The 8,159-nt window shown below is 75.2% G+C and carries 4 protein-coding genes and 1 pseudogene; 4 read left to right on the top strand and 1 reads right to left on the bottom strand.

All coding sequences use genetic code 11. The features are described from left to right. Positions 1-29 precede the first annotated feature (29 nt). The 3 genes from cobT (at position 30) to DEP02_RS21175 (ending at position 5,420) form a co-directional block, all read left to right on the top strand. Positions 30-3,212: a nicotinate-nucleotide--dimethylbenzimidazole phosphoribosyltransferase gene (cobT, locus tag DEP02_RS21165; protein WP_438947787.1), complete on the top strand. Its 3,183-nt coding sequence runs from the start codon at positions 30-32 to the stop codon at positions 3,210-3,212. A gap of 149 nt (positions 3,213-3,361) precedes the next feature. Beyond that, positions 3,362-4,588: a uroporphyrinogen-III C-methyltransferase gene (gene cobA, locus DEP02_RS21170; protein ID WP_112469257.1), complete on the top strand. Its 1,227-nt coding sequence runs from the start codon at positions 3,362-3,364 to the stop codon at positions 4,586-4,588. A 13-nt stretch (positions 4,589-4,601) separates the two neighbouring features. Next, a complete protein-coding gene (locus DEP02_RS21175; protein WP_112469258.1) occupies positions 4,602-5,420 on the top strand; it encodes a TrmH family RNA methyltransferase in 819 nt (272 codons plus the stop codon). On the opposite strand, the gene DEP02_RS21180 is transcribed toward DEP02_RS21175, so the two are convergent. Then, the gene (locus DEP02_RS21180) at positions 5,411-6,757 is read right to left on the bottom strand and encodes a serine/threonine-protein kinase (protein ID WP_198668513.1); all 1,347 of its coding nucleotides are present in this window, start codon (positions 6,755-6,757) and stop codon (positions 5,411-5,413) included. The two genes, DEP02_RS21175 and DEP02_RS21180, sit on opposite strands and share 10 nt — an antisense overlap. 866 nt (positions 6,758-7,623) lie before the next feature. Here DEP02_RS21180 and DEP02_RS21185 point away from each other — a divergent pair. Beyond that, positions 7,624-8,109 (top strand): annotated as a pseudogene (locus tag DEP02_RS21185) (aminoglycoside phosphotransferase family protein); the annotation flags it as partial. Positions 8,110-8,159: the final 50 nt, after the last annotated feature.

Genomic DNA, 8,159 nt, shown 5'->3' on the forward strand with positions numbered 1-8,159 from the left:
CGCGCCGGCCGCTGCACCTCGGGCCGCCGATCCCGGACGCCTCCGCGAGCCCGGTCCGCTCCCTGGCCGACCGCGGCCCCGCGGGCGCGCCGGTCCGGCACCCCGGACCGCCCACGGCCGGTCCCGAGTACCTCGGCGTCCCCCAGTCGCTCGAGACGGCCCCGCAGAGCGCCGCTCCCTGGGGCGCCCAGGCCACCGCGGCGACTCCGGCGACCCCGGCGACTCCGCCGGTCGGCGTGGGGGTGACGGCTGCGGAAACGGTTGCCCCGGACCCGGACCCGACCAGCGCGGCCCAGGCCGCGGTGACCCGCCTCACGGCAGAGGCGGGCGAGCAGGGGCCGGTGGGCGCTGCCCTTGGTCCGGTGGGCGGTCAGGTGCCTGAGGCCGGGGCTGTGCCCGGCGGTGTGGCGGAGGTTGCGCCTGCTGTCGAGGCGGGGCGGGTGTCCGGGGCGGGGGAAGTCGCTCCGGGCGGTCTGGTGTCGGCTGCCGAGGCCGTGCCTGGCGGTGCGGCGGAGGGTGCGCCTGCTGTCGAGGCGGGGCGGGTGGCCGGGGCGGGTGAAGTCGCTCCGGGCGGTCAGGTGTCGGCTGCCGAGGCCGTGCCTGGCGGTGCCGTCGAGGCGGCGTATGTCCCGGAGAGCGTCCAGGACCCGGCGGGCGGCCAGGTGGCCGAGGCCGGCCAGGAGCCCGGGGATGCCCAGACCGCTCCCGGTGAGCAGGCGCCCGAGGACGGGCACGCGCCCGGCGGTGCGGACGTGACCGTTCATGCCGAGGGGACCGCCGAGGTCCTGGAGGCGGGGGAGCCCGCCCCCGCCGTGCCTGTCGCGGAGGCGGAGCCGCAGCCCGGGACCGGCCACGAGGACGTGCCCGCGGAACAGGGCCTGGACGGGACCGCTCCGGAGGCCGTTCAGGCCCCCGCAGCCGTTCCGGCCCCCGAGGCGGGCCCCACGGACGCCGACGAAGCACCCGCCGCTGACCAGGAGCCGACCGGGGCCGGGACCGCAGGTCTGCCTGAGACCGCGTCCGAGGCCGACACCGCACAGCCGTCGGCCCAAACCGCCGTGCCTCCCGCCGGCGCCCGGGCGACGGAGCAGCCGCACCCCGGGGCCCCGGAGACCGGCCTCCAGGACGCAGCACCCGCCGCCCACATCGCGGACCCCGCCGTCCAGGATCCGAACACACCCGAGCCCACCGACACCACGGCCCCCGAACCGTCCGATCCCCAGCCCCAGCCGGCCGAACCCGAAACGGTCACCCCCGGCATCCCCCTGCAGCCCCAACCCGGCCAGCCCCTCGGAGAGTTCGTGCCGGTCGAGGGCTCGGTGCCCACCATCCCGCACCTGGCCCCCACCCCGCAGGGACCCGCCCCGCAGGAACCCGCCGCCACGGTCCCCGCACCCCGCGACGGCGACGCCGCCGCCGTAGCCGGCGAGGAGCCCGACCCCGAAGCCCAGGACGCCGACCAGGAACGGAAGCCCGCCGGCCCGCCCGCACCCGCCTACGACGACGCCGAACGCGAGGCCGTGCTCAAGGTGATCCGCGAACGCCGCGACATCCGCAACGGCTTCCGCAGCGACCCCATCCCGCACGAGGTGCTGCTCCGCGTCCTGGAGGCGGCCCACACGGCACCCTCCGTGGGCCACTCGCAGCCCTGGGACTTCGTGGTCATCCGCTCCGCCGAAACCCGGCGCGCGATGCACGAGCTGGCCATGCGTCAGCGCGAGGCGTACGCCAAGTCGCTGCCCAAGGGCCGGGCGAAGCAGTTCAAGGAAATGAAGATCGAGGCCATCCTCGACACCCCGGTGAACATCGTCGTCACCGCCGACCCCACCCGCGGCGGCCGGCACACCCTGGGCCGCCACACCCAGCCGCAGATGGCGCCCTACTCCTCCGCGCTCGCGGTCGAGAACCTCTGGCTCGCCGCCCGCGCCGAGGGCCTGGGCGTCGGCTGGGTGAGCTTCTTCGACGAGCGCGAGATGGTCCGCGTCCTCGGCCTGCCCGAGCACCTGGAGGCCGTCGCCTACCTGTGCGTGGGGTACGTCGACGAGTTCCCGGAGGAACCCGAGCTGATGCAGGCCGGCTGGTCCAAGCGCCGCCCGCTGTCCTGGGTCGTGCACGAGGAGACGTACGGCCGCCGCGCGCTGCCCGGCGAGGACCCGCACGACCTGCTCGCCGAGACCGTCGCCCAGATCCGCCCGCTGGACGCCAAGGCGCTGGGCGAGGCCTGGGAGCGGCAGAAGCGCATGACCAAGCCGGCCGGCGCACTCGGCATGCTGGAGATCATCTCCGCGCAGCTGTCCGGCCTGTCCCGCCAGTGCCCGCCGCCGATCCCGGAGCCCGCGGCCGTCGCGGTCTTCGCCGGCGACCACGGCGTGCACGCCCAGGGCGTCACCCCCTGGCCGCAGGAGGTCACCGCCCAGATGGTGGCCAACTTCCTCGGCGGGGGAGCGGTCTGCAACGCCTTCGCGAACCAGGTGGGCGCCGAAGTCTGCGTGATCGACGTGGGCGTCGCCGCCGACCTGCCGGCCAGCACCGGCCTGCTGCCCCGCAAGGTCCGCGCGGGCACGTCCGACATGACCACCGGCCCCGCGATGACCCGCGAGGAGGCGAAGAAGGCCATCGAGGTCGGCATCGAGACCGCCCGCGACCTGGTCGCGGCCGGCAACAAGGCCCTGCTCACCGGCGAGATGGGCATCGCCAACACCACGGCGTCCGCCGCCCTCATCTCGGTGTTCACCGGTGCCGACCCGGCCGAGGTGACCGGCCGGGGCACGGGCATCAGCGACGAGACACTGGCCCACAAGACCGACGTGGTCCGCCGCGCCCTGGAACTGCACCGGCCTGACCCGGCCGACCCCATCGGCGTCCTGGCCGCGGTCGGCGGTTTCGAGCACGCGGCCATGGTCGGCCTGCTCCTGGGCGGCGCCTCCCTGCGCACACCGGTGATCCTGGACGGCGTCAGCGCGGGTGCCGCCGCACTGGTCGCCCGGGCGATCGCGCCCGAGGTCCTGGCGGCGTGCATCGCGGGTCACCGCAGCGCCGAGCCCGGGCACGTCGCCGCGCTCAACAAGCTCGGCCTGCGCCCCCTGGTCGACCTCGACCTGCGCCTCGGCGAAGGAACGGGCGCGCTGCTCGCCCTGCCGCTGGTGCAGAGCACGGCGCGGGCGATGCACGAGGTGGCGACGTTCGACTCGGCGGGCGTCACCGAGAAGTAGCAGCGCGGGGCCGGCGGGTCCGCGCTCCAGCGCCCCCCGGCCCCGCCGTACGCTGAACCCACGTCTAAAATCCGCACGTCAGGGCTGCTCCAGAGCCGTAGCGCCCGTTCGTACCGCCTGGACCGCCCGGACGAGGAGCCGTACCTCACATGGCCGAACACCCCGCCTACCCCGTAGGTCTCCGTCTGACCGGCCGCCGCGTGGTCGTCCTCGGCGGCGGCCAGGTCGCCCAGCGCCGCCTCCCGGCGCTCATCGCGGCCGGCGCGGACATCGTCCTCGTCTCGCCCGAGGCGACCGCCTCCGTCGAGGCCATGGCGGACGCGGGCGAGATCACCTGGCAGCGGCGCGGGTACGAGGACGGCGACCTCGCGGGCGCCTGGTACGCCCTGATCGCCACCAGCGACCACGACGCCAACACCCGTGCCTCCGCGGAAGCGGAGCGCCACCGCGTGTGGTGCGTACGCTCCGACGACGCCGACGCGGCGACCGCCTGGACCCCGGCCACCGGCCACAGCGAGGGCGTCACGGTCGCCGTGCTCACCACCAGCGCGCGCGGGCGCGACCCCCGGCACACCGCCGCCATCCGCGACGCGGTGGTCGAGGGCCTGCGCGACGGCACCCTGGTCGCTCCGCACCACCGCACCCGTACCCCGGGCGTGGCCCTCGTCGGCGGCGGCCCCGGCGACCCGGACCTGATCACGGTCCGCGGCCGCCGGCTGCTCGCCGAGGCCGACGTCGTCATCGCCGACCGCCTCGGCCCGCGCGACCTGCTCGCCGAACTCCCGCCGCACGTCGAGGTGATCGACGCGGCGAAGATCCCCTACGGCCGCTTCATGGCCCAGGAGGCCATCAACAACGCCCTCGTCGAGCACGCCAAGCAGGGCAAGTCGGTGGTCCGGCTCAAGGGCGGCGACCCGTACGTCTTCGGCCGGGGCATGGAGGAGGTCCAGGCGCTCGCCGAGGCCGGCGTGCCGTGCACGGTCGTCCCCGGCATCTCCAGCTCCATCTCCGTCCCGGGTGCGGCCGGCATCCCGGTCACCCACCGCGGGGTCGCCCACGAGTTCACCGTGGTCAGCGGGCACGTGGCCCCCGACGACGAACGCTCCCTGGTCGACTGGCCCAGCCTGGCGAAGCTCACCGGCACCCTCGTGGTCCTCATGGGCGTCGACAAGATCGGCAAGATCGCCGAGACGCTCGTCGCCCACGGCAAGTCCCCCGACACCCCGGTCGCCCTGGTCCAGGAGGGCACGACCGCCGCCCAGCGCCGCGTGGACGCCACCCTCGCGACCGTCGCGGAGACCGTCCGAGCCCAGGACGTGAAGCCGCCGGCCGTCATCGTCATCGGCGAGGTCGTCACGGTCGGCCCGGAAGCCTGAGGAGCAACCACCCGTGGCCGATCTCATCACCGTCGAGGACCCCGACGACCCGCGCCTGGCCGACTACACGGGCCTGACCGACGTGGAACTGCGCCGCAGGCGCGAACCCGCCGAGGGTCTGTTCATCGCCGAGGGCGAGAAGGTGATCCGCCGGGCCGGGGACGCCGGGTACGAGATGCGCTCGATGCTGCTGTCCGCGAAGTGGGTCGACGCCATGCGGGACGTCATCGACGACCTGCCCGCACCCGTCTACGCCGTCAGCCCCGAACTCGCCGAACAGGTCACCGGCTACCACGTGCACCGCGGCGCGCTCGCCTCCATGCGGCGCAAGCCGCTGCCCGCGGCGGCCGACCTGCTGCGGACGGCCCGCCGGGTGGCGGTCATGGAGTCCGTCAACGACCACACCAACATCGGCGCCGTCTTCCGCTCCGCCGCCGCTCTCGGCATGGACGCGGTCCTGCTCTCCCCGGACTGCGCCGACCCGCTCTACCGCCGCAGTGTGAAGGTCTCCATGGGCGCGGTCTTCTCCGTGCCGTACGCCCGCCTCGACACCTGGCCGGGGGAGCTGCAGTCGGTCCGCGAGGCCGGTTTCACCCTGCTCGCCCTCACCCCGGACGAGAAGGCGAAGTCCCTGGACGAGGCCGCCCCGCACCGCATGGACCGGGTCGCCCTGATGCTCGGCGCGGAGGGCGACGGCCTGTCCACCCGGGCCCTGGCGGCCGCCGACGAGTGGGTCCGCATCCCCATGTCCCACGGCGTCGACTCCCTCAACGTGGGCGCGGCGGCCGCGGTCGCCTTCTACGCGGTGGCGACGGGCCGCCCTCAGCCGTAGGAGGGCTCGGGCGCGTGCACGCGCGCGTGGTCCTGCTGGGCTCGTACGCCGTGGCCGTCGCCGCCCAGTCCGCGGGCCGGGCCCTGGCAGCCCTGGGCCGCCGCGATACCGAGGGCGACCAGCAGCGTCACCACCACGAACACGAAGAGACGCTGCCGCAGCAGGCGCGGGTTGGCGGGGCGGCGGCCGGTCGCCGTGGGACGCGGCCTGGTCCGCCCGGTGCCGCCCCGGGGAGCGGGACGGCCGCCCCGCGAGGTCGGCGTCGGACGCGGGGCGCCCGTACGGGAGGGACCTCCGTCTCGCCCGCCCCGGGGCGGGCCGCCCCGCGACGGAGGAACGGTGCCCCGGGGCACCGGGGTGCCGGGCGAGGAGTCCACCGGACGCCGCCGCCCCCGCGGACGCTCGGCGTAACCGGCGCGCTGCCGGCCCGGGTAGGTGTCGATCAGGGAGCCGGTGGGCCGGTCCGGTTCGGCGGCACGCGGAGCGGGCGGCCGTACGTCACCCAGGTCCTGCGCCTCACGCGCCGCGATCTCCTTCAGCCGCAGCGACAACTGCAGCGTGCTCGGCCGCTCCTCGGGGTCCTTCGCCAGACACGCCCGCACCAGCGGAGCCAACGCGTCCGGCACGCTGTGCAACTGGGGCTCCTCGTGCACCACGCGGTACAGCATCACCTCGGAACTGCCGTGTCCGAACGGCGAGTCGCCCGTCGACGCGTACGCCAGCGTCGCCCCCAGCGAGAACACGTCGGTCGCCGGAGTGACGGCCGCGCCACGCACCTGCTCCGGGGCGAGGAACCCGGGCGAGCCGACCGCCGTGCCGACGTGCGTGAGCGTCGAGGAACCGGTCGCCCAGGCGATGCCGAAGTCGATGATCCGCGGCCCCTTCGGGGACAGCAGGATGTTGGACGGCTTGAGGTCCCGGTGCACCACCCCGGCCTCGTGCACGGCGACCAGCCCCTCGGACAGCGCGGCCCCGATCGACGCCACCTCCGCGGCGCAGAGCGCACCCTCCTCGGCCACCTTGTCGTGCAGGGAGGGCCCGGGCACGTACTGCGTCGCGAACCACGGCCGGTCCGTCTCCAGGTCCGCCGCCACCAGCCGCGCCGTACAGCCGCCCCGGATCCGCCGCGCCGCCGAGACCTCGCGCGCGAACCGCGAGCGGAACTCCTGGTCCTCCGCCAGATCCGGCCGGATGACCTTCAGCGCGACCCGCTGGCCCTTCCGGTCGGAGCCCAGGTAGACCACGCCCATCCCGCCCGCGCCGAGCCGTCGGTGAAGCCTGAACGAGCCGACGACGCGCGGGTCCTCGCGCCTCAGGCGCATCATCGCCATGTTCATCCCCGCTGCCCGGTCCCTGTGACGAGCCACAGCTTACGTACCCGGGGCGGTTCGCGTGCAGAGGCCGCGCCCTCTCGACCGATCGATTGTCGGCGCCGGGCAGGAGACGTGAAGGGTGGTCAAGATACGTGGGAGCAGGCCGCCTTGAGGTTGCTGACCACCTCAACCACCGCTCCACGAGCGGAGGTTGGCCGCTCGGGTGGTAGCCGTCCGGACCGGTGGCGAGCGGGACGTACCGAAGGGGTGAGTCCGGGGTGCGCCGGGTTGCCGTGGAAGTGAGAGAAGTCACGGAGAGCGGTTGCGGAGGGTGACCTCTCCGGGAAGACCCCTCCGGGAAGACCCCGAGAGCCGGACCCGCGTCTCCACCCAGGGGAGTAGTCCCCGGGCCGGGGCTCATCCTCCGGGAGGCCTCCCAATCGGTACACGGGCATGACGCCCCTGACCCGCCGCGCACCTAGATTTGAGGTCGAGCGGCGGGTGCGGTACTCGTCCCCCGAGGTCGGACACCCGCCGCTGCCAACGACAACCGAGATGGCTGGAACACAGCGGCCACACAGGCGTCGTCCGTGGGCGTGATGCTGGGGCGCTGAGCGGCGTCCCGGGCCCGGAAGAGCGGTCCGGGCGGGGACATCCGCCCATGAAACCCCGTGGGGACGGGGGTGCGGCGGACGGCAGAATGCCGGCGCAGCTGGGGAGCTGCGCCGGCATTGTCCGTGGCTGCGGGCAGCGTCTGCCGTGGCTGCGGGCAGTCGTGCCTCCCCCGAGCGGGGCAAGCGCACCCCCCGCACCCGCACCGAGCACCGTTCAGCTCACAGCCGGTCCACCCACGTACGCTCACGGTCAGCGCCGTACCCTCAGGAAGCCCCGTGACAGACCTCGTACCCGAGCTGGCCGGCAGAGCAGAAGCCGAAGCCCACCGCGACACAACCCCCTGCCCCTGCGGAGCACCCGTCACCCTCGCCCACCGCCCCGACGCCACCGTGGTCCGCCACGCGAACACCGTCGCGAAGGCCCACGCCCCCCATACCGACGCCACCGGCCTCGCCCTCCGCCTCACCACGGCCGCGCGCCTCCCCGGCATCCTGTTGCCCCCGCTCACCAAGGCCCCGGCCGCCCTCCACGACCGCCTCGTGACCTTCTGGCCGTACGGCACCCCGGTGGACCCGGACACCCCCGAGGCCGCTCCCTGGGAGGCCGCCGCCACCCTGCTGGCCCGCCTCCACCGCAGTCCCGCCCCACCGGCCCTGCCCCCCATGCGGGGCCCGGCCAAGGCCGCCCGGGCCGTCGCCCGCCTGCGCGACACGGCGCCCGGCCACCTCGCCACGCACGCCGTCCTGCGCGCCTGGGCGTCGCGGGGTACGAGGCGGACGACGTGATCGGCACGTTCACGGCGCGGACGAAG

Source organism: Streptomyces triticisoli, assembly GCF_003270085.1.
Lineage (GTDB): Bacteria > Actinomycetota > Actinomycetes > Streptomycetales > Streptomycetaceae > Streptomyces > Streptomyces triticisoli.

Coding starts and splice junctions, on each gene's coding strand:
- DEP02_RS21180 (WP_198668513.1), bottom strand. CDS start 6,757: ATGAACATGGCGATGATGCGCCTGAGGCGCGAGGACCCGCGCGTCGTC.
- cobA (WP_112469257.1), top strand. CDS start 3,362: ATGGCCGAACACCCCGCCTACCCCGTAGGTCTCCGTCTGACCGGCCGC.